This is a genomic window from Geobacillus subterraneus, assembly GCF_001618685.1.
Taxonomy (GTDB): Bacteria; Bacillota; Bacilli; order Bacillales; family Anoxybacillaceae; genus Geobacillus; species Geobacillus subterraneus.
Map to the genome: position 1 here is coordinate 2381431 of NZ_CP014342.1, position 19810 is coordinate 2401240.

The window sequence follows — 19810 nt, forward strand, 5'->3', positions numbered from 1 at the left end:
CCGGCCGTCCAACGCCAGCCCGGGCCAATCGACCAACCGAGAAAGGAAGACGACGATGAACTCATTTGTCATCCCGCGCTCTGTCGAATGGCATGAGACGCATGTCACGATTTTAAACCAACAAAAACTGCCATCGATCACCGAATACATGGACTTGCATACGCTCGAAGACGTCCATGAGGCGATCGCGACGTTGAAAGTGCGCGGGGCGCCGGCGATCGGCATCACGGCTGCCTACGGCTTGGCGCTCGCCGCCTCGCGCTATGAAACCGAATCAGTGGACGAATTTCAGCGCCGCTTGCAACAAGACCGCGACTACTTAGCGAGCGCCCGCCCGACGGCCGTCAACTTGTTTTGGGCGCTCGACCGGCTCGTCGCCGCCGCGAAAAGCGCCGCTTCCGTCAACGAAGCGAAAACAATGCTCATTCACGAAGCGATCCGCATCCAAATCGAAGATGAGGATGTGTGCCACCGCATCGGCGAATACGCCTTGTCCCTTTTCCGTCCGGGCGACCGGGTGATGACGATTTGCAACGCCGGTTCGATCGCCACCGCCCGCTACGGAACGGCGCTCGCCCCGTTTTATTTGGCAAAAGAAAAAGGAATCGAGCTGTCCGTCTACGCCCTAGAAACGCGGCCGGTGTTGCAGGGAGCGCGCCTGACCACATGGGAGCTCATGCAGGCGGGCGTCGATGTGACGCTCATTACCGACAACATGGCGGCGCAAACGATCAAGGCGAAACACATTAACGCCATCATCGTCGGCGCCGACCGGATCGCGCGAAACGGCGATACAGCGAACAAAATCGGCACGTTTGGCCTCGCTTTGCTCGCCCAATCGTTCGGCATTCCGTTTTACGTTGCTGCCCCGCTGTCAACGATCGACATCAAGACAAAAACAGGGGCGGATATCCCGATTGAAGAGCGCCACCCGGATGAAGTGACGCATCTCGCCGGCGTGCGCATCGCCCCGGAAGGCGTCAACGTGTACAATCCGGCGTTTGATGTTACGCCAAACGAGCTCATTACCGCCATCATTACTGAAAAAGGCATCGTCCGCGGCCATTACGAAACGGCGCTGCCATCGTTATTCACAAAGGAGGAGCACCATGAAACAATTTAAGGCCTTATCGTTCCTTTTTCTTCTTTTCTTTGCCGTGTTCTCCATCTTAGCCGGCTGCACAAATGAGCAAGATGCCATGAGCGCCAAGCCGGCCAACGAAACGAAACAAACGGGCCAGCAAGGCGCCGCCTCATCGGCAAACAGCTCCACCGCCGCAAGCAGCGGGCAGGCGGCCATTCCGGAACAACTGAAAAAACCGGTGAAAATCGCCGCCATCATGCAAATGTCGATCGGCACATTCTCCTCGCAATACATCGCCGGCGTGAAAGAACAAGTGCAAAAGTTCGGCGGCGAAGTGCAAGTGTATAACGCCGACAACGATTTGACGAAGATGGCATCATATGTTGAAACGGCCATTACGCAAAACGTCGATGCCATTTTGCTTGACCACGGCCGCGCCGATGCGCTCGAAGGGCCGGTGAAAAAAGCCGTCGCCAAAGGCATTCCGGTTGTGGCGTTTGACAACGATTTGAACATTCCCGGCGTCACCGTCATCGACCAAGACGACTATAGCCTCGCTTGGAAAACGTTAAAGACACTTGCGGAAGACTTAAACGGCGAAGGTGAAATCGTCACGATTTGGGTCGGCGGCTTCACACCGATGGAGCGACGTCATGTCATTTACGACGCATTTAAAAAGCGCTACCCGAACATAAAAGAAGTCGCCAAGTTCGGCACAGCGAGCGCCAACACCGCGCTGGACACGCAAACGCAAATGGAGGCCATTTTGAAAAAATATCCGAATAAAGGCGACATCGATGCCGTCTTCGCCACATGGGACGAGTTCGCCAAAGGGGCGACGCGCGCCATCGAACAAGCCGGGCGCACGGAAATTAAAGTGTACGGCATCGATTTAAGCGACGAAGACTTGCAAATGATCCAAAAACCGAACAGTCCGTGGGTGGCGACGACGGCGACGGATCCGGCGGAAGTCGGCCGCGTTCAAGTTCGCTTCGCCTATCAAAAAATTGCTGGTGAAAAAACGCCGAACATTTACTCGCTCGAGCCGCATTTAGTGAAACGGTCTGACCTGCCGGACAAACAAGTATCGATGAGCGATCTCTCGCAATACATCCCGGGCTGGGGGCAATCGAACGTCGCCATCTCGCCGTGGATGAAAACGCTGGAAGCTCAGGTGAACAAAAAATGAACGGGTTGTCAATGCGGGGCATGGAAAAATCGTTTGGCGCCGTGCGCGTGCTTGACGGCGTGGACTTCGACGTCCGTCCGGGCGAAGTCCACGCCCTTTTAGGCATGAACGGCGCCGGCAAAAGCACGCTGATGAACATGTTGGCCGGCGCCGTTCCGCCCGACGCCGGCACGATCACGATCGACGGCACTCCATGCGCGTTTTCATCGCCGCGTGAGGCCAAGCAGGCCGGCATTGGCCTTGTCGTGCAAGAAGTGGACACAGCGCTGTTTCCCGGCCTGCCCGTTTACGAAAACCTGGCGGCTGACGAGCTCGCTGATGTGAAAAACCGGCCGATCCGCTCGCTGCGCCAAGAAAAAGAGCGGGCCGCCGCTCTGCTTCGCCGCGTCGGCCTTTCCATCCCGCCGACGAAGCTCGTGCGCGACTGTTCGCTCCATGAAAAACAGCTCATCGTGCTGGCAAAAGTGTTGTCGTCAAACGCGCGCTACATCATTTTGGACGAACCGACCGCCGCGCTGAGCGAGGCAGAAACGAAGCGGCTGTTTGCCATCATTCATGAGCTGAAACAGCAAGGCGTCGGCTTTATTTATATTTCTCATAAGCTGAAAGAAGTGCAAGAAATCGCTGACCGGCTGACGATTTTGCGCGACGGCCGCGTCGTCTATCACGGCGCGGCCGGCAGCCTGTCGCTTGAAGACATCATCCTTCATATGACCGGGACGAAGCGAAGAACCTCTGCCAAACAGGCGCGCACGTACGGAAGCGACATCGCCTTTGCCGCCCGCGGAATCACGATTGACAAAACCGGCACGACCATCGACCTATACGCCCATCGCGGGGAAATTGTCGGCATCGCCGGCTTGGTCGGCGCCGGCAAGACGGAGCTTGCTGAAAGCCTCATCGCCCATCGAAAGACGGCGGGCGAATGGGAAATCGATGGCCGGCGCTATGTGTTCTCGTCACCTTATGAAGCCATCGAAGCCGGACTTTCCCTTATTCCCGAAGAACGGCGCAAGCAAGGGCTGTTTTTGCCCGAATCGGTGCGGACGAACATCACCGTGCGCCTTCTTTCCCGCCTGGCGCGCTGGCAATGGATCAAGCGGGCACAAGAAGCGGAGGCCGCCGATACCCTCGTTCGCTCGCTCGCCATCCATCCGCCGTCAAGCGCCACGGCTGTCCGCCACTTAAGCGGCGGCAACCAGCAAAAAGTCGTGATCGGCAAATGGCTGAACACGAACGCACACGTCTTTTTGTTCGATGAACCGACGAAAGGAATCGATGTTCACGCGAAACAAGACGTCTTTTCCATCATCCGCACCCTCGCTGATGAAGGGAAAACCGTGCTGTACTTTTCAAGCGAATGTCATGAGCTGCTCGAGGTTTGCGACACCATCTATATTATGGTCGACGGTCGGCTGCTCGCCCGCCTGCCGGCCGCTGAACTCACGTACGAGCAGCTTGTTTATTATTGCAGTGGAGGTGAAATCGATGAATCAGCCGGCCGTTTCCGCGACGCCGTCGAAAAAAACGGCGCCGTCTATTCTTGAGTTTTTGTATAAACATGGGACATTGCTCGCCATTCTGGCCGTGATCGCCTATTTTGGCATCACACAAGACCGGTTTTTCACGTATGAAAACTTCAGCGACATTTTGCGCTCGATTTCGATCGTGACGCTCGTGGCGATCGGCATTACGTTTTCGCTGATCGTTGACGGCTTCGATTTATCGGTCGGCTCAACGGTAAGCCTTGCGACGATCGCCAGTGCGGCGGCGCTTGTCTTGCACCGTCAAGAAATTTTCGTCACCTTGCTCGTGCCGCTGTTGCTCGGCGTCGCCGTCGGACTGCTCAATTCGCTCTTGATCGTCAAATTCAAATTGCCTGATTTGCTCGCCACCTTAGCGACGATGTATGCCATCAACGGCGTACAACTCACCTATACGAAAGGATTTTCGATTTACAACGATATGCCGCTGCCAGACGGCGGCACGGCGCCGGGCAAATTCATTCCTTCCTTTTTATTTATCGGCCAAGGAGAGCTGTTCGGCGTACCGTTTTCCGTTTTGCTGATGCTGTTCGTCGTCATTGCTGCCCACTTGTTTTTGACATACACCAAACCGGGACGCCTCTTTTATTTGACGGGGGAAAACCGGGAAGCGGCAAGGCTGTCGGGGATTCCGGTGAACCGTTACCGGACGTATGCGTACATCATCAGCGGCTTTTTCGCCGCCCTAGGCGGCATCGTCCTCGCTTCGCGCATTGGCACCGGGCAAGTATCAGCTGGGGCCTCATTTTTGATGGACGGCGTCGCCGCCGCCTACATCGGTTTTTCCGTCTTTGGCGCCGGCAAGCCGAACGTCATCGGCACGTTGTTCGGCTCGATTTTGATAGGTGTGTTGTTAAACGGCTTGACGATGGCAAACGTCCCGTACTACGCCCAGGACATTATAAAAGGCGCCATTTTAGTCGGCGCCCTCGCCCTGTCACATTGGCAAAAAAAATAACGCCCGATCCCGCCCCTGTGGACTCGAGCCCCGGGGGCGGCGTTTTTTTCCACCATTCCGTCTATTTGTGGCGCCGCTCGAGCGCCAACAGTTTCTCCTTCACATCGGTGCGGCTTCCGGCATAGCCGGTCAAGGCGCCGTTTTTGCCGATCACGCGATGGCACGGAACGACAATGGCCAGTTTATTCGCCCGGTTCGCCTGTCCGACGGCGCGCACCGCTTTCGGACGGCCGATTTGCGCGGCAATATCGGCGTAGGTCGCCGTTTCGCCGTACGGAATGCGGCACAGCGCCTTCCACACGTCTTGTTGAAAAGCCGTGCCTTGCCACCGAAGCGGCAAAGCGAACGCTTGGCGGCGGCCATGAAAATATTCATCCAACTGCGCAAGCGCGCGTTCCAAAAGCGGCGACCGTTTTTCTACAACCGGATGCCCGCTCGCAAACGCGCGCCATTCTTTCGAAAACAGTTCGACTTTCACAATCGCATCGCCGTCAGAAGCGATGTAAATATCGCCGAGCAGCTCTGAACGGTATACTGCATAATCAATCGTCATCGTTGTCCTCTCTTTCCGTTCGTTCGATCGGCAGCGTAATATGAAACGTCGTGCCGACGCCGACCTCGCTTTCCACGTCAATTTTCCCTTGATGTTCTTCGATAATTTTATAGCTGACCATCAAGCCGAGCCCGGTGCCGCGCTCTTTTGTCGTATAAAACGGCTCGCCGAGCTTTTTAATTTTATCCTTCGGAATGCCGCACCCCTGGTCGGTGATCGAGATGCGCACATGGCAGCCGTCACGGGCGATGCGCACCGTAATGTCCCCGCCTTTTGGCATCACTTCGATGGCGTTTTTCAAAATGTTAATGAACACTTGCTTCAGCTGATTCGGCTCACAATACACCGGCGGCAGCCCGCGGTCGAAATCGGCAATGATTTGCACGTTATGCATCATCGCCTGGGCGCTGATCAAATCGATCGTATCTTGCATAATTTTGCAAATATCATTTTGCTTGTATTGCACGGCCTGCGGTTTGGCCAGGACAAGAAACTCGGTGATGATCGACTCAATCCGCTTCAACTCCGACATAATGACATTAAAATACATCGAATAGTCGCCGTCAATGCTTCCTTGCAGCAGCTGGATAAAGCCTTTTAATGCCGTCATCGGGTTGCGAATTTCATGGGCGATGCCCGCAGCCAGCTCGCCGACGACATTGAGCGTATCCGATTTGCGCAGCTGCAACTCCATTTCTTTGCGCTCCGTAACGTCGCGAAACCTCATCATCCCTACGCCAGGAATGACTTCTTTTTTCAAGGAAAACTCAACGATTTTCCCCTTTCCCTCATCAGAAAACTCAACTTCACCGTTCGCCTCGCCGGCGCGCTGGCATTGCTGGAGGAGCTTATTCAGCTGGCGGCGCGCCCGCTCTGGAACAAGCTCCATCACCGTTTGACCGAGCAGCGTTTCTTTTGCGGCAGCGAAAAAGTCGCAGGCGATCGGATTCGCGTCGATGATGCGATGCTTCTCATCCCACAGCAAAATGCCGTCCATCGCATGGTCGAAAATGCTGCGAAACTTTTGCTCGCTTTCGCGCAGCTCACGTTCGATTTTCCTTCGCTCGCTCACATTGCGGAAAATCGTCAAATGATAGCCGTCGATCGCCCCTTTTTTCATCGTAAACTCGAGCTGCTTATCCTCACCGTTCGGCATATGGAACGTCAATTCATCGCGAATTTCCCCTTTGCGGCGGAACTCGCTGAAAATGCGTTTCACCTTTTCGTCCCCATATTGCACAAAATCAAGCAAATTGCGGCGCACAAGCAAGTTCAACGGCAGCTCAAACGTCCGGCTCGCCGCTGGGTTGGCGTTCAATATGTAGCCAAAGTCGTCCCAAATGAGAATCGCTTCATGCGCCTGCTCAAAAATGGCCCGGAATCGTTCTTCGCTTTTTTGCAATTTAATCTCCATGTTTTTCCGTTCGGTCACATCGCGCATAATGGCCATATAAAAGCCGCTGTACACGTTCGACGTCGCCGTCAGCTCGAACATTTTCACCGTTCCGTCGAGGCGGACAAGCGATAGCTCGCCTTTGGCCGTCCCTTTTTCCTTTACTTCCGACAACAGACGGGCGAACTCATCGGCGCATTCGCGGGCGACAAACTGCTGAAACGACAAATTCAGCAGCTTTCCTTTTTCCAAGTTCAGACTCATCGAAAACGCTGGATTCACATCGATAAACCGCCCGAACTCATCAAAAATGACGATCCCGTCGACCGCGCGGTTAAAGACGTCTTTAAACAAAAATTCGTGGATGATTCGCTCGCGTTCGAGCGCCTTATGGGCCGAAACGTCGCGCATCATCACCAAATCAAATTTGTTAAACACATCCTTTTTCATCGAAAATTCAACATGCTTCACCTTGCCGTCCGGCAGTTTGATGAGCAGTTCATCGCTGAACGAACCGAACTTTTGCAGCATCGACTGCTGAAACAGCAAAATATCCGGCGGCACGAGCTCTAAAAATGAAGAGAAGGAACGGCCGATCAAGGAAAACTTATCCATTTCAAACAGCTTGCACGCTGCTTCGTTCACATCGACAAATTCGCCGTTTTTATTTAAAATGACAATTGCGTCGAGCGACCGCTCGAAAATGATCGAATAGCTGTTCAACCGCTCCTTTAGGCGCCGGTTTTCCTCTTCAAGCAGCCGCACGTCCGACGTCGCATTTTGTCCTTCACGGGGAGAAAGGCTTTGGGCCATATGAATCTCTCCTTGTCTATTCAAACCATATTAACTAAATATATATTCTATGTGGAAAAATTTACTCCTTCCTTCATTTACGAAGATTTTTCAAAAATCTTTTCCGCAACGTTCGACAAGTTTTTCTTCTTTTTCATTTGGTGAAACTGCGCTATAATGAAGGGTTAGTACGAATGTTAAAAGGGGTTTTCATTTCAATGAACATTATCTGCACGACCTTAAACGCGAAATACATCCATATGAACTTAGCTGTTCGCTATTTGAAAGCATACGCCCAGCCGGAGTTTGACGTCAAGCTCGTTGAATATACGATCAAAGATCCGGCCATGAACATCGTCACCGACTTGTACCAGCGCCGGCCTGATGTCGTCGGCTTTAGCTGCTACATTTGGAACATTGAAGAAACGATCAAAGTCGTAAAAATGTTAAAAAAAGCGGCGCCGGACGTGACGATCGTCGTCGGCGGACCGGAAGTATCATACGACGTACGCGAGTGGATGGAACGAGTGCCGGAATTTGATTTTATCGTGATCGGCGAAGGGGAAGAAACGTTTAAGCAACTGCTGTTCGCTCTAAACGGCAGCGGGGACGTAAGCAGCATCGCCGGATTGGCGTTTCGTGACGGGGACCGCATCGTCATCAACCCACAGCGGAATAAAATCCGCTTGGCTGACATGCCGTCACCATTTCGCTTTCCAGAAGACATTCCCCATCTTCCAAACCGGATCGTTTATGTCGAGACGAGCCGCGGCTGCCCGTTCAGCTGCCAGTTTTGCCTGTCGTCCATTGAGGTTGGCGTCCGCTATTTTGACCGCGAAAAAATCAAAGACGACTTGCGCTACTTGATGCAGCACGGGGCGCGGACGATCAAGTTCGTCGACCGGACGTTCAACATCAGCCGCAGCTACGCGATGGACATGTTTCGCTTTTTAATTGACGAGCATGTGCCGGGGACGGTGTTTCAGTTTGAAATTACCGCAGACATCATGCGCCCTGAGGTGATCGAGTTTTTAAACAACGAAGCGCCGCCTGGGCTGTTCCGCTTTGAAATCGGCGTTCAATCAACGAACGATGAGGTGAACCGCCTGATCATGCGCAAGCAAAACTTCGCCAAGTTGTCGCGGACGGTGACGATGATTAAAGAAGGCGGGAAAATTGCCCAGCACTTAGATTTGATCGCTGGGCTGCCGGAAGAGGATTACGACTCGTTCCGGAAGACGTTCAATGACGTATTCGCCCTTCGTCCCGAAGAGCTGCAGCTTGGGTTTTTGAAATTGCTGCGCGGCACCGGGCTGCGCCTGCGCGCCCATGAATACGGCTATGTATATATGGATCATGCGCCGTACGAGATACTGAGCAACAACGTTCTTTCCTTTGAGGACGTTATTCGCATCAAGCAAGTGGAAGATGTGCTCGAGAAATATTGGAACGCCCATCGGATGGATGAAACAATTGAATATTTAGTCACTGACGTCTTCCCATCGCCGTTTGACTTTTTCCAACAGTTTGGCACATATTGGGATGAACGCGGCTGGGCACGCATCGGCCACCAGTTAGAAGACTTGTTCCGCCGTCTCCATGAGTTTTTGCGCACATCTGCGCCAGACGCTTTGCCGATCGCCGAATCGCTCATGAAATACGACTACTTGCGCAACCAAAAATATAAGCCGCGCAAGCCGTGGTGGGACGAAAAGACGGAGAAAGCGACGCGCGCGGCCGTCTACCGGGCGCTGCTTGAGCGCCCTGAGGCGCTCGGAGCGGATTTTGCCGCCCTTGGGCTCGGGGAAAAAGAGCTGTTTAAACATACGGTCGTTGAAATCGTGCCGGTGGATGTCGGCTGCTACACGTCCAAAAAACAGCTTTCGTTTACGCCAACCGTCATCGTCGCCTACTTCGACCCGTCCGGTGCCGGTGCGACGCTGTTTTCCGCGCCGCTTTCAGCGTTGTCGGTTTCTTCGGCGTCGGCTTAGACCGGAAGCTTTTTGTCATGGCCGGCCGCTTCTCCATGAAAACGGAGGCCGGTGAACAGGCGCTGACAACCCTTCGTTTCCTTACGTCCGGAGTGTTGTCAGTGCTTTTCTTTTCCATTGAGCACCCGCTTACCGACTACTTCCGTCAGCACATGCGGATGTTCCCGATTCGGGACGATCAACGGTTGGCTAGTTTCCCTGAATCGATGAAGCCGTGTCTCATCACCGCCGCTGTTTCGCCACATTCCATTCATTCGCAAACGGGAGCTGCCCATTCATGGCACAAAAAAAGAACGCCGCTTCCGGCGCCCTTATTTTTTCGCTTGCCCGCTGTGAAAGCGGCTGGCAGACAGTCCCCCTCACCGCGGTGGGTCTTCCTTTTTTGTTTCCTTTCCCTTCGCCCGTTTTTGCTCTTCCATCAGCCAAATGGGTTGATGAGCGGCAAAATCGCCCCATTCAAACGCCATTTCTTCATTTCGTTGGACAGGCCGCTCCTTCTGATCGTTATCCATCTCCGCCTCCTTGGCGTCCTTTTTTCGAATTGCGGTTCGCGCCGCGAATCATGTCTTCTTCGCCGGCGTATTGCGCAGCAAATTCCGTATCCGGCAGGCTCTCGGTCGGCGTTTTATTGTTGTTTTTCGCTGCATCGAATTTCACTTTTCGTTTCATCATCGTTTCGTCTCCCCTTCATCTGTCGTTTTCCGTTGATAAGCGACAAGCACAATTTCTTCCCCCGTCTCTTCGCGCAGCCGCTGCTCCAACTGCTGCAGCTGGCGAAGCGTCCCGTCATGAAGACGGGCAACCGGGAATGCGATGTCAGTCACATCGATCCTCCTTCCACATTTTTTCTTATCGTGCCTCGGCCAGGCACGCTTTATGCACCATTACGGCTTCAGCACGACTTTGATGCAGCCGTCTTTCTTTTCATCGAAAATTTCATACGCATATTGTGCCTCATCGAGTGGAAGGCGATGCGTAATAATATCGGTCGGGTCAAACTTTCCTTCGACAATCCACTCATACAGCATCGGAATGTAATGAATGACCGGCGCCTGCCCCATTTTCAGCGTAACGTTGCGTGAAAATAAATCGCCAAGCGGAAACTGGTTGTAGCGGGAGCCATACACTCCGACGAGCTGAATCGTTCCGCCTTTGCGCACCGCCTGCGAGGCGATGACGATCGCCCCCATCGCGCCCCCTTGCAGCTTCAGCGCCGAGCCGATGAGCTCAAGCGGGGTCATTTTTCCGTCTAGGCCGACGCAATCGATGACTACATCCGCCCCGCCGCCGGTCAGCTCCTTCATGTATTCACCGGTGTTTTCGTATTCGGTAAAGTTGATCGTCTCTACTTTATTCGTCTTTTTCGCGTGCTCAAGCCGGTAATCGATGTAATCAACAGCGATGACGCGCTTCGCTCCTTTCAGCCAAGCGAACTTTTGCGCCAACAGCCCGACCGGCCCGCAGCCGAGCACGACGACTGTGTCGCCGTCTTTCACTCCCGCTTCGTCGACGCCCCAAAACGCGGTCGGAATAACGTCGGACAAAAACAATAATTTTTCATCTTCCAATTCACAATCGTCGGGGACGACAAACGGGGTGAAGTTGGCAAACGGCACGCGCAAATATTCAGCTTGCCCGCCCGGGTAGCCGCCAAACGTTTCGGAATAGCCGAAATACGCCCCCGACTCGCCGTTTGGGTTTGACGCGTCACATTGACTCTCAAGCCCGTGCTGGCAATACCAGCATTGTCCACAGGCAATCGTAAACGGCACGACGACACGGTCGCCTTTTTTGACTTTCGTCACCGCCGGCCCGACTTCCTCGACGATGCCCATCGGCTCATGGCCGATAATAAAATCTTCCGGCATGTTCGGGACCATGCCGTGCACGAGATGAAGATCAGAGCCGCAAATGGCGGTGCTTGTGATTTTTACAATAATATCATCATCCTTCAAAATTTTCGGATCTGGCATTTGTTTCACCGCGACATCTTTAATGCCTTGATATGTCACCGCTTTCATTTTCTTTCCCTCCGTCCATTTCTGGATGTATGAGCCAAAAGGCAAGCCCTCCGCCGACGAGCGCCAGCGCACTAAGCAAGAAAAGGAGCGGGGCGACACCGCTGCTCATGAGCCACGCCGCCAACGGCGGACCGACGGCCACCCCGATAAAGCGAAGCGAGCTGTAAACCGATGTCACCGTCCCGCGTTCCTTTTTCTCAATCCCCTCTGTAATCAAGGCGTCCAAACACGGAAGGGCGGCGCCGATGCCGATGCCGGCGGCGGAAAACAGCGCCAGCCAAAAGAAAAGGGACGAATCAACGGGAACGAGGAGCAACGCAGCGGCGGACAAAATGCAACCCGCGACCGCCCCCCATTTCATTCGCTCCTTCCGGCCGCCAATCAGCCTCCCGGCGACAAACGAGGCAAAACAGAGCGCCCCGAGCGGGATGGCGAGCACCCATCCTTTCCTCACCCCGTCGATGTGATAAACCTCTTCAAGGCGGCTCGAAAGAAAAAATAAAAAGGCAAACAACACAAGCATGAGCAGACCGCCAATCGCAAAAACAGCAGCAAGCCAGCGCCCTTCACGCCGGAAAATCACCTTCACCGCCGCCGCGAAGTCCCGAAACGGCAACGGCCGCTCCCGACGCGCCGGCGCCTGGATAGACCAAACCATCATTGCTGCCGATAGCAGGCAAAAGACAGGAAATGAAAAAAACGGCAAAAACCAAACGATGCCAGCCAGCATCGCCCCGAGAATCGGACTTAGCACTTTGCCGAAGGTGTTCGCCGTTTCAATCGTCCCTAAACAGCGGCTCGCCTCCTCCTCATCCGGAAACAAATCGCCGACAAGAGGCAGCACGATCGGGAAGGCCCCGGCCGCTCCAAGTCCTTGCAGCATGCGCCCGGCAATGATCCACCCGTATGGGTCATCCATCCGCCAAGCCGCCCATCCGGCCATCCCTCCGCCAGCCGCAGCCAACAACAAGCTCGGAATGATCACGTTCTTTCTTCCAATGCGGTCGCTTGCATATCCGGCGAGTGGAATGAACAAAATCGCCACAACGGAATACATCGTAATCAGCAAGCTTGACTGCAGCGGCGTAATGCCGAGCTGGCGCTCCATCACCGGCAGCACCGGGATGAGCATGGAATTGCCAAGCGTCATCACTAACGGAATCGAGGCGAGCGCGGCCGCCGTCCACCCCCGCCCCACCCGCCTTCCCTCCTGACTCGGCAGCCGCATCGTCCATTCCATGGCTCCGATTCCTTTCCTCGCAGAGTGGGTATTTCACCTATATGATGCTCGTTTTTTCAACGCCTATGCCGCATGAAAAAAGGCTGTTCGCCAAGGTCGGAAAGACCTTGGCAAACAGCCTTATCACAGCCCCTTCTTCCGTTCTCAACGCGCAGACAGAAACAAATCACCTTTATTTCCCGCCCGTAAACGAAATTCCTTTAATGAAATAGCGATTGAAAAACGTATAAATGACCAACACCGGCAAGGTAAACACCATTGAAGCGGCCATGATGTAGTTCCAATAGCTGATATATTGTCCTTTGAAGCTGTTCAGGCCCAGCGGCAAGGTAAACAATTGCGGATCTGACAAAATAATGAGTGGGCGCATGAAATCGTTCCACGAACCCATGAAGACGAAAATGGCCTGAGCCGCCAGCGCCGGGCGGGCGAGCGGCAGGACGATCCGGAAAAAGATCCCGAGCCGGCCAAGGCCGTCAAGCTCTGCAGCCTCTTCCAACTCTCTTGGAAAATTGATAAAAAACTGCCTCATCATAAAAATAAACGTAGCATTAATCATCGTCGGCACGATCATTCCTTGATACGAGTTTAGCCAGCCGAGCTGTTTTAAAATCAAATAGTTCGGGATCATCGTCACTTGCGCTGGAATCATTAAGACGGCCAAAATGATCAAAAACAACGGCTTTCTCCCGGGAAACTGCAGCCGCGCTAACGCATAGCCGGCCATGGAGTTAAACAATAAGTTGAGCACGGTCACTGCCGCGGCAATGATGACACTGTTTAACAACCAACGTGGAAACAGCTCCTGCTCAACAAAAATTTGCTTGTAATTATCAAATGTGAACTGTTTTGGAATAAACGACATTGTCCCGCTGACAATTTCCTCAAGGGTCTTAAACGAGGAAGACAGCGCCCATAAAAATGGAATCAGCGTAATGATCGCATACACGACAAGCACAACATACAATAACGCTTTCCCGATCCCTATTTTTCTTTTCATTTCGTCCTCCACTCCTTAATAAAGGGACTCCTCTTTCGATAGCTTTCGCTGGAGCAATGTCGCGATTAAAATCATGATGGCTAACGCAAACGCCAACGCAGCAGCGTACCCCATCGTTCCTAACGTTTTGAACGCATATTGGTAAATGAGAAGTACAACGGTTAACGTAGAGTTGTTCGGTCCGCCAGAACCGGCTGAGAAAATGTACGATTGATCAAACAATTGGAAAGTGCCGATCAGCCCCATGACTACTACAAACGATGTGACCGGACGCAAATACGGGACAGTGACGTGCCAAAACTTTTGCCAGGCATTAGCTCCGTCTAATTCCGCTGCTTCGTACAAGGAATCAGGAATATCTTGCAATGCTGCCAAATAAATGACCATAAAGTACGGAGCCGTTGACCAAATGTTCATGATCATGATCGCATTCAAAGCGACGTCCGGGTCGCCGAGCCAGTTGTACGTTGGCAGTCCAACCGCTTCAAGCACATGGTTAATTAACCCGTTTTGGTTGTACATCCACATGAAAATGAGTGTCAATACTGCCGAAGAAGTCAAAGTTGGCAAAAAGTAAACGATGCGGAAAAATTTTTCCCCTTTCAGCCCGGCGTTTAAGGTAGCAGCTAACACAAGGGCTAAAATCGTTTGGCACGGAACGACAATCGCTACATATTTTAACGTGTTCCAGAGCGCGATTTTCGCTCGGGTATCGTCAGCTATGCGGGCGAAGTTATCGAGTCCAACAAACTCGAACGATGTCGTCCCTAACAATTGCACTTTATGAAATGCCAAAAAAACTGCGAACACGATCGGACCGATAATGAATAAAAGAAGCACAAATAAAGCCGGAGATAAGAATAAATAAGCCGATCCTGTTTCCCGCCACATTTTTTTCGTCAATGTCTGCTTCATCCTTTTTCATCCCCTTGCGGTCAAATCGCTATTCCCCTCTTTCTAACGCGGCCGCGAAGCCGCTGTTAGAAAGAAAGGAACAGCTCTCCGGCAGAGGCTTTTTTCTGCCGGAGGCCTGTTTTTATTTATCTGCTTTCGATTTCGCTGTTCGCCGTTTTTTCTGCTTCTTTCAACGCGTCAGCAAGCGGGCGCTCCCCTAAGAAAGCACTGACAAACTGGTTATTGAAGTTGTTGACAATAATCGGCAAGTTCGTTCCGTTTTGCCATACGGTAGCGTACGGCGCTCCGGCTACTAATGGAGCCCGCAACGGATCTTTATCAAATCCAAGTTCAGCAGCGACCGATTTGCGTGTCGGCAAAGCGTAGCCCTTGCTTGTCCACGTTTTCATGCCTTCTTTCCCGGTCAAATACGAGATGAGTTCCCAAGCTGCTTCTTTCTTTTGTGAATCTTTATTCATCACATAGGCTACCGTATACGCCATCGTTGCCTTTTTGCCGTTGATCGTTGGGATTTCGGCCGTTCCGAATTCTAAATTCGGGAATGTATCTTGCAAAAACGGAATCGCCCAGTTGCCTTCAATGACCATAGCAGCCTTGCCTTGGCCGAACATCTCGCCACCCCATGTTGCCCCGACTTCGTTCGGCTGAGCCGCCGTTTTATCTTTCAAGTGCATATCAACGATCGGCTGGAGTGCGTCGACCACCTTTGAATCAGCAAAACTTGCTTTGTTGTCCGTGACGACTTTGCCGCCTTTTGACTCGGCGATATAGTATAGACGGGCCAATTCTGGAGCAACGCCAAACCCATATACATCTTTCCCTTTCGTCAGCTTTTTCGCTGCCTCTCTCAGTTCATCCCACGTTTTCGGCACTTCGACGCCTGCCTCTTCAAACATTTTTTTATTGTAAAACAAAGCTAACGTCGAATAATCTTTTGGGAAACCATAAATTTTCCCGTCTTCCCCCCTAAATGCATCGAGCATCGGCTTTTCAAAATCGTTTACATCAAACTCATCGGTCACATATTTGTCGAGCGGCTCGAGCGCTCCTGTTTCAATCAGAGCCGGGGCTTCAAACGCATCGAGATAAAACACGTCCGGCCCTTGTCCCCCCGCTAAACGGGTTTTAATGACATCCATATACTGATCGGCGATTACCTCATATTTAACTTTAATATTCGGATGTTTTTTCTCAAAGTCATCAAGCGTTTGTTGCAGCAACTTTTGCTCGCTTGGGTTGCCCCCCCAGCCGGCTAACGTGACTTCCACTTTCTCGCCTTGCTTGCTTCCTCCGTTTGCCTGCTCACTTTTCTCACCGCCGCCGCAACCGGCCAATACACTCCCAAACAGCATCGTCGTAATGCCTAGTGCCGCTATCCATTTTGTTTTGCCCATGTAAACAACCCCCTTAAAAAATGGTTTTATATTATAGAGGAAGGGAGTCCTTCCCCTGTTTTTAACGAATCACAACATCCCAGCCTGTCGTATTTTCATCGATTTGGACGTTGAAGTTCTCATGCTCACGCATGATGGTCAGCGACAACCGCCCGCCGCCGATCGAGATGTTTTCCACCCGTAACATATTCATTGAATCAAGTAGCATCGGCGATAAATAAATGTTCTTTTCGAGCGCATTTGGGAACAATCCTAGTAAAGCTTGAATAAACGCAAGCGGCGTTCCTGCCGCCCATGCCTGCGGCGAGCAGGCGACAGGGTAAGGAACCGGGTTTCCGACCGAGCGGCTGTATCCGCAAAACAGTTCCGGCAGCCGGTCGTACTCAAAGTAGTTCGCCGCCTCGATCAGCCCTTGAATCACCGTCTTCGCCTCGCGCTGCTTGCCTAACTTGCTGAGGCCAAGCAAAGTCAAGCTGTTGTCATGCGGCCATACGCTTCCGTTATGGTAACTGATCGGATTGTATCCAGCTTCACCCTCTCCCATTGTCCGAATCCCATAGCCGGAGAACATCTTCGCAGATAAAAGCATCCGAACAACCGCCTCGGCCCGCTCTTTATTCAACATTCCTGACAACAACACATGTCCGGGGTTTGACGTCACCGTGCCAACTTGCACCTTCTTTTCGTCTAGAGCAATGGCGTAAAATTTCACATCTTCCATCCAAAATTGCTCGTCGAACCGCTCTTTCAACGCTTTCGCCTGATGGCGCAACTCCTTAGCCCGCTCCGGTTCGCCAAGATGCTCGAAAATATCAGCAAGCGCCGTTTTCGCTTGGTATACATACCCTTGCACTTCGACAAGAGCGATTGGAGAGCGGGCGTATTCACCGTTCCGGTGAACAATCGAGTCCCCGGAATCTTTCCACCCTTGGTTAGCGATTCCTTTGCTCGATTGCTGATGGTACTCAACAAACAAATCCCCGTCGCGGTCGCCGTACTGATCGATCCAAACGAGCGCCGCATCAATATGTTCGCGCAGTTGGACGACAAGATCAAAATCTCCCGTCCATTTTACGTACTCAGCCAGCAACACTAAAAACAGTGGAGTGGCATCAATCGTTCCATAGTAAGGGGTAAACGGAATTTGATTCGTGTTGGCCAGCTCGCCAAAACGAATTTCATGCATGATTTTTCCCGGCTGCTCATCCCGCCATGGATCTTCCTTTTTCCCTTGATAGTGAGCCATCGTCAGCAACGTCCCTTTGGCGACCTCATGGTTGAACGGCAACAGCTGCAGTGCGGCGATCAGGCTATCACGGCCAAACGGCACGCCAAACCATGGCAGCCCGGCAACAGGAAATGGCCCATACCCTAAGTCTGTCAGCAGCACCCGCAAATCGACGATTCCGCGGCGAACGAGACGCTCCAGGCGATGATCGTCCGTTGTGACTTTCGCTGTCTTTTCCTCCCAGCGGCAGTATGATTCTTTTAGGCGGTAAAATGCTTCCTCTAACGGAACGAATTGTTTCCCTTCCTCTTGGCCTATATGCGGCGCAATCGCAAATGTGACGGTTTGCTCTTCTGCATGTTGGAGAGCAAAATGAAAAGAGATTTCTCCGTGTTCAAACACCGCTTTTTCCGGCCGATCCCAGGCGACTCGTGTCGCCCGCTTGATTCCATCCGCCCCCACATAGCCAAACGTTAACGAACGATGCCCCATCGTCTGCCCAGTCCGCTTTCCTACTTCTCCGGTCTGAAATCCCCGCACGATAAACATGTCGGCAAAATCAGCATCGATATGTACACTGACTTCAAACTGTACCGGCTTTGGGTGATAGTTTTTTAGTTTTATCGTTTCATAGAGAACGTCCTCATATATGAAGCGCTTCCGCTCAATTTCAACCGATTCGCGCCATAACACCACTTCCCCGCTTTTCTCCATATGCGGGTTCGTCAGCAAAATCGTGGCAACATAGTTTTCCGCAGCATCAGAAGACAGCAAAATCGGTTTTTCCCTGTTAATGCGCAAATCCCATTTGCTTAAAAAACGGGTGTCTTTCATGTATAAACCAAGTCCGTACGGATGGTGTTCTGGAATATTTCCCTCACGGTCTGTTAATAAAAATAAATCATTTTCCTTGATCACACGGTAATCCATGTTGCTTCCCCCTGTTGATGTTTTCTGCTTTATACCAAGCCCAAAACGTTTCGGAATTAAATAAAAAGAAATTTGCCATGAGATCGCTTTTATCAATGGGTATGCTTCCTTTTTAACCCGAAACGTTTTCAGTTTTTCGCAAAAAATATATTCCCCTCTTCTTTCACCAATAACCCATCGGTTACTTGACTCCTTTGACTGTCGATTCCCGAACCTTTAACTCTGTTTGCAAAATTTTTACATGCGAATCTGCCTTTCCTTCCAGCATAGCGATGAGCAGCTTGGCGGCTTCATATCCCATAGCGAACTTATCTTGGGCGATTGTTGACAGCGAGGGCGCGGAATATGAAGCTAAAATAATGTCGTCATAACCGATGACCGCAACGTCATCTGGCACCTGCTTTCCAAGCCGTTTTGCCGCTTTAATCACACCTAATGCCATTAAATCGCTGGCGCAAAAGAACGCCGTTATTTCTGGATAGTACTGAAGCAATCGCAACGCTTCTTGTTCGGCAATTTCTTCACGAAACGCCCCGTTCGCAATCCAATATTCCCGTACCGGCAACCCAGCTTCAAGCAGCGCCTCCTTAAATCCTTTCAACCGCTGTTCGCTCACAAAAGCGTATTCGTAGCCGTTAATCATGGCAATTCGTTTATGCCCAAGTTCAATTAAATGGCGCACCGCTTTTTTCGCCCCAAGCACATTATCCGTCGTTACATAGCCGACCGTCTTCGACTCGATGGGAATATCGATTAAAACGCACGGGATATTACTCTCCACAACCTCGTGCAAGTATGGGTCGTCGGTGCGAATTCCTTGCAAAATCGCTCCATCGACACGGCGCTCGCGGCACAATTGGGTGTACGTTTTTTCCCGCTGTTTTGTCGATGTCGTACTGAACAGCACCATATCGTAATCGACCTCACTTACATATTCGTTAACACCGGCTAGCACTTCAAACGTAAAATTGTCTTTGGCGCTGTCCCTTGTCAGTCCGGAAACGAGCAATCCGATCGTTTTCGATTTGTTCATGACAAGCCCGCGCGCGAGCGTATTCGGACTGTAGTTTAATTGCTTAGCGATATCAATGATCTTTTGCCTCGTATTTTCATTGACATCGGAATAGCCGTTTAATGCACGTGAAACGGTAGTAATGGAAACCCCTGCTGCTTTGGCGATATCTTTAATCGTTGTCACTGCTCTTCCTCCAAAACGTTTCGGATCCTGTTGTTAATTTCATTATAACCACGAATCGAAAACGTTTGCAATCTTTTTTTTGTGATAAACTCTCCCTTTAATTCCCACCTATACCTCACCAACAGTTTGCTTATACTAATGATGCCATATCGAAACATGACGAAGGAGGCAAAAAGAATGGCACGTGGAAGCAACAAACTGCTTGTTCCAGGCATTGAACAAGCATTGGAACAAATTAAATACGAAATCGCCCAAGAGTTTGGCGTGCAGCTCGGGGCTGGCACTGTTTCGCGCGCCAACGGCTCCGTCGGCGGGGAAATTACGAAACGGCTCGTCGCCCAAGCGCAAAGCGAGCTGGCAGGACGGAGAACAGAATAAAG

19 protein-coding genes are annotated in these 19810 nt (G+C 52.0%); 6 read left to right on the forward strand and 13 right to left on the reverse strand.

The features are described 5' to 3' along the window. Nucleotides 1-55: 55 nt before the first annotated feature. From mtnA to GS3922_RS11695, 4 genes are read left to right on the forward strand one after another with little or no spacing between them, the layout of a single operon-like run. Complete coding sequence (gene mtnA / locus GS3922_RS11680) at nucleotides 56-1123, forward strand: S-methyl-5-thioribose-1-phosphate isomerase (protein ID WP_020959083.1); 1068 nt, start codon at nucleotides 56-58, stop codon at nucleotides 1121-1123. Then, on the forward strand, nucleotides 1110-2273 hold the full coding sequence (locus tag GS3922_RS11685; protein WP_063166508.1) for a sugar ABC transporter substrate-binding protein: 1164 nt from the start codon (nucleotides 1110-1112) through the stop codon (nucleotides 2271-2273). Before mtnA ends, GS3922_RS11685 begins: the two co-directional genes overlap by 14 nt. Then, nucleotides 2270-3820 (forward strand): sugar ABC transporter ATP-binding protein, encoded by a 1551-nt coding sequence (locus GS3922_RS11690; protein WP_063166509.1) that lies wholly within the window; start codon nucleotides 2270-2272, stop codon nucleotides 3818-3820. Before GS3922_RS11685 ends, GS3922_RS11690 begins: the two co-directional genes overlap by 4 nt. Beyond that, a complete protein-coding gene (locus tag GS3922_RS11695) occupies nucleotides 3762-4775 on the forward strand; it encodes an ABC transporter permease (protein WP_020959080.1) in 1014 nt (337 codons plus the stop codon). The genes GS3922_RS11690 and GS3922_RS11695 overlap by 59 nt, the downstream gene beginning before the upstream one ends. 61 nt (nucleotides 4776-4836) lie before the next feature. Here GS3922_RS11695 and GS3922_RS11700 read toward each other — a convergent pair whose 3' ends face one another. Both GS3922_RS11700 and GS3922_RS11705 read right to left on the reverse strand, forming a co-directional pair. Then, a complete protein-coding gene (locus GS3922_RS11700) occupies nucleotides 4837-5328 on the reverse strand; it encodes a methylated-DNA--[protein]-cysteine S-methyltransferase (protein WP_063166510.1) in 492 nt (163 codons plus the stop codon). Beyond that, entirely contained in the window at nucleotides 5318-7534 is a 2217-nt protein-coding gene (locus tag GS3922_RS11705; RefSeq protein ID WP_063166511.1) for a PAS domain-containing sensor histidine kinase, read from the reverse strand. The genes GS3922_RS11700 and GS3922_RS11705 overlap by 11 nt, the downstream gene beginning before the upstream one ends. Nucleotides 7535-7731: 197 nt before the next feature. Here GS3922_RS11705 and GS3922_RS11710 point away from each other — a divergent pair, with 197 nt between their 5' ends. Continuing rightward, nucleotides 7732-9504, forward strand: coding sequence for a B12-binding domain-containing radical SAM protein (locus GS3922_RS11710; protein ID WP_063167399.1), 1773 nt, complete (start codon nucleotides 7732-7734; stop codon nucleotides 9502-9504). Between the two features lie 222 nt (nucleotides 9505-9726). On the opposite strand, the gene GS3922_RS17645 is transcribed toward GS3922_RS11710, so the two are convergent. The 11 genes from GS3922_RS17645 to GS3922_RS11745 all read right to left on the reverse strand — a co-directional run bounded on the left by GS3922_RS17645 (nucleotide 9727) and on the right by GS3922_RS11745 (nucleotide 19430). Continuing rightward, complete coding sequence (locus tag GS3922_RS17645) at nucleotides 9727-9867, reverse strand: hypothetical protein (RefSeq protein ID WP_156485825.1); 141 nt, start codon at nucleotides 9865-9867, stop codon at nucleotides 9727-9729. After that, nucleotides 9864-10016 carry a hypothetical protein gene (locus GS3922_RS17905; protein ID WP_168157889.1) on the reverse strand — a complete coding sequence of 51 codons (153 nt, stop codon included), beginning with the start codon at nucleotides 10014-10016 and terminating at the stop codon, nucleotides 9864-9866. The genes GS3922_RS17645 and GS3922_RS17905 overlap by 4 nt, the downstream gene beginning before the upstream one ends. Beyond that, complete coding sequence (locus GS3922_RS17650) at nucleotides 10009-10176, reverse strand: hypothetical protein (protein WP_011230441.1); 168 nt, start codon at nucleotides 10174-10176, stop codon at nucleotides 10009-10011. Before GS3922_RS17650 ends, GS3922_RS17905 begins: the two co-directional genes overlap by 8 nt. After that, nucleotides 10173-10328, reverse strand: a complete 156-nt coding sequence (locus GS3922_RS17910) for a hypothetical protein (protein WP_168157890.1) — start codon at nucleotides 10326-10328, stop codon at nucleotides 10173-10175. Before GS3922_RS17910 ends, GS3922_RS17650 begins: the two co-directional genes overlap by 4 nt. Nucleotides 10329-10388: 60 nt before the next feature. After that, entirely contained in the window at nucleotides 10389-11525 is a 1137-nt protein-coding gene (locus GS3922_RS11715; RefSeq protein WP_063166512.1) for a zinc-dependent alcohol dehydrogenase, read from the reverse strand. Then, nucleotides 11497-12765: an MFS transporter gene (locus tag GS3922_RS11720; protein WP_063166513.1), complete on the reverse strand. Its 1269-nt coding sequence runs from the start codon at nucleotides 12763-12765 to the stop codon at nucleotides 11497-11499. The genes GS3922_RS11715 and GS3922_RS11720 overlap by 29 nt, the downstream gene beginning before the upstream one ends. A gap of 172 nt (nucleotides 12766-12937) precedes the next feature. Beyond that, nucleotides 12938-13765 carry a carbohydrate ABC transporter permease gene (locus tag GS3922_RS11725; RefSeq protein WP_063166514.1) on the reverse strand — a complete coding sequence of 276 codons (828 nt, stop codon included), beginning with the start codon at nucleotides 13763-13765 and terminating at the stop codon, nucleotides 12938-12940. A 15-nt stretch (nucleotides 13766-13780) separates the two neighbouring features. After that, nucleotides 13781-14680 carry a carbohydrate ABC transporter permease gene (locus tag GS3922_RS11730; protein ID WP_063166515.1) on the reverse strand — a complete coding sequence of 300 codons (900 nt, stop codon included), beginning with the start codon at nucleotides 14678-14680 and terminating at the stop codon, nucleotides 13781-13783. A gap of 125 nt (nucleotides 14681-14805) precedes the next feature. Further along, nucleotides 14806-16074, reverse strand: a complete 1269-nt coding sequence (locus GS3922_RS11735; protein ID WP_063166516.1) for an ABC transporter substrate-binding protein — start codon at nucleotides 16072-16074, stop codon at nucleotides 14806-14808. A gap of 61 nt (nucleotides 16075-16135) precedes the next feature. Further along, nucleotides 16136-18232 carry an amylo-alpha-1,6-glucosidase gene (locus tag GS3922_RS11740; RefSeq protein WP_063166517.1) on the reverse strand — a complete coding sequence of 699 codons (2097 nt, stop codon included), beginning with the start codon at nucleotides 18230-18232 and terminating at the stop codon, nucleotides 16136-16138. 181 nt (nucleotides 18233-18413) lie between these two features. Then, nucleotides 18414-19430: a LacI family DNA-binding transcriptional regulator gene (locus GS3922_RS11745; protein WP_063166518.1), complete on the reverse strand. Its 1017-nt coding sequence runs from the start codon at nucleotides 19428-19430 to the stop codon at nucleotides 18414-18416. Nucleotides 19431-19607: 177 nt separating this feature from the next. On the opposite strand from GS3922_RS11745, the gene GS3922_RS11750 reads away from it, so the two are divergent. Next, nucleotides 19608-19808, forward strand: a complete 201-nt coding sequence (locus GS3922_RS11750; RefSeq protein ID WP_020959067.1) for an alpha/beta-type small acid-soluble spore protein — start codon at nucleotides 19608-19610, stop codon at nucleotides 19806-19808. The last annotated feature ends 2 nt before the right edge of the window (nucleotides 19809-19810 follow it).

Coding starts and splice junctions, on each gene's coding strand:
- GS3922_RS11710 (WP_063167399.1), top strand. CDS start 7,732: ATGAACATTATCTGCACGACCTTAAACGCGAAATACATCCATATGAAC.
- GS3922_RS11720 (WP_063166513.1), bottom strand. CDS start 12,765: ATGGAATGGACGATGCGGCTGCCGAGTCAGGAGGGAAGGCGGGTGGGG.
- GS3922_RS11735 (WP_063166516.1), bottom strand. CDS start 16,074: ATGGGCAAAACAAAATGGATAGCGGCACTAGGCATTACGACGATGCTG.
- GS3922_RS11695 (WP_020959080.1), top strand. CDS start 3,762: ATGAATCAGCCGGCCGTTTCCGCGACGCCGTCGAAAAAAACGGCGCCG.
- GS3922_RS17905 (WP_168157889.1), bottom strand. CDS start 10,016: ATGGATAACGATCAGAAGGAGCGGCCTGTCCAACGAAATGAAGAAATG.
- GS3922_RS11740 (WP_063166517.1), bottom strand. CDS start 18,232: ATGGATTACCGTGTGATCAAGGAAAATGATTTATTTTTATTAACAGAC.
- GS3922_RS11730 (WP_063166515.1), bottom strand. CDS start 14,680: ATGAAGCAGACATTGACGAAAAAAATGTGGCGGGAAACAGGATCGGCT.
- GS3922_RS11685 (WP_063166508.1), top strand. CDS start 1,110: ATGAAACAATTTAAGGCCTTATCGTTCCTTTTTCTTCTTTTCTTTGCC.
- GS3922_RS11705 (WP_063166511.1), bottom strand. CDS start 7,534: ATGGCCCAAAGCCTTTCTCCCCGTGAAGGACAAAATGCGACGTCGGAC.
- GS3922_RS11690 (WP_063166509.1), top strand. CDS start 2,270: ATGAACGGGTTGTCAATGCGGGGCATGGAAAAATCGTTTGGCGCCGTG.
- GS3922_RS11700 (WP_063166510.1), bottom strand. CDS start 5,328: ATGACGATTGATTATGCAGTATACCGTTCAGAGCTGCTCGGCGATATT.
- GS3922_RS11750 (WP_020959067.1), top strand. CDS start 19,608: ATGGCACGTGGAAGCAACAAACTGCTTGTTCCAGGCATTGAACAAGCA.
- GS3922_RS17650 (WP_011230441.1), bottom strand. CDS start 10,176: ATGATGAAACGAAAAGTGAAATTCGATGCAGCGAAAAACAACAATAAA.
- GS3922_RS11715 (WP_063166512.1), bottom strand. CDS start 11,525: ATGAAAGCGGTGACATATCAAGGCATTAAAGATGTCGCGGTGAAACAA.
- mtnA (WP_020959083.1), top strand. CDS start 56: ATGAACTCATTTGTCATCCCGCGCTCTGTCGAATGGCATGAGACGCAT.
- GS3922_RS11725 (WP_063166514.1), bottom strand. CDS start 13,765: ATGAAAAGAAAAATAGGGATCGGGAAAGCGTTATTGTATGTTGTGCTT.